At 73.5% G+C, this 1091-nt stretch carries 1 protein-coding gene; it reads left to right on the top strand.

The window, feature by feature from the left end:
* The coding region (locus ACFPMG_RS23335) for a calcium-binding protein (RefSeq protein ID WP_376997612.1) at positions 1–1090 on the top strand (1090 nt) is incomplete at its 5' end.
* Position 1091: the final 1 nt, after the last annotated feature.

Genomic DNA, 1091 nt, shown 5'->3' with positions numbered 1-1091 from the left:
GCCCACCGCGGTGGTGCTGAACACCACGGCGGTGGCCGGGCCGATGACCATCCAGCTCGACAACGTCGAGTTCGCGGCGGTGGTCGGCAACGCCACGCTGGTCGGCGGCGACGGCGAGCAGATCGTCTACGGCGACGACCACGAGCAGTTCATGTATCTGGGGGCCGGCGACGACATCCTGCACGGCGGCGGCGGCAACGACACGGTCGCCAGCGCCGGCGGCAACGACACGCTGTACGGCGACGACGGCGACGATCTGGTGATGGGCGGCGAGGGCGACGACTGGCTGTTCGGCGGCGCCGGCCACGACACGGTGGTCGGCGGGACGGGCAACGACCTGCTGTTCGGCGAGGCGGGCCACGACCTGCTGAGCGGCGAGGAGGGCGACGACCTGCTCACCGGCGGCGAGGGCGACGACACGCTGCTCGGCGGGGTCGGCGACGACACGGTGGTCGGCGGGACGGGCAACGACCTGCTGTTCGGCGAGGCGGGCAACGACACGCTGAGCGGCGAGGACGGCAACGACACGCTGGTCGGCGGGACGGGCCACGACACGCTGTTCGGCGGGGCGGGCCACGACCTGCTGTTCGGCGAGGCGGGCAACGACCTGCTGTTCGGCGAGGCGGGCGACGACACGATCAACGCCGGGGCGGGCCACGACGTGGCGTTGGGCGGAGCGGGCAACGACCTGATCGGGCTCGGCGCGGGCGACGACCTGGCCAGCGGCGACGACGGCGACGACACGCTGTTCGGCGAGGACGGCAACGACACGCTGTTCGGCGGGGCGGGCAACGACCTGATGAGCGGCGGGGCCGGCGACGACGTGCTGTTCGCCGACGGCGGGGCGGACACGCTGTGGGGCGGGGCCGGGGCGGACCTGTTCGCCTTCGGGCGCAACTCCGGCGGGTCGGTGGTGGTGGACTTCCAGGCGGGTGTCGACCGTCTGGGCTTCTACGACGCCGGCATCGACCTCGGCGCGGTGATCCGCTCGGCCCGCGTGGAGGGCGGCGGCACCACCCTCGACCTCGGCGGCGGCAACCGCATCACCATCCTCGGCCAGACCGGAAACGTCGCCGCCTGGTTCGGCTGAG

This window comes from Azospirillum himalayense, assembly GCF_042657465.1.
Classification (GTDB): Bacteria; Pseudomonadota; Alphaproteobacteria; order Azospirillales; family Azospirillaceae; genus Azospirillum; species Azospirillum himalayense.
The sequence above is the reverse complement of the archived record's forward strand: the minus strand, read 5'-3'. Positions and strand labels throughout refer to the sequence as shown.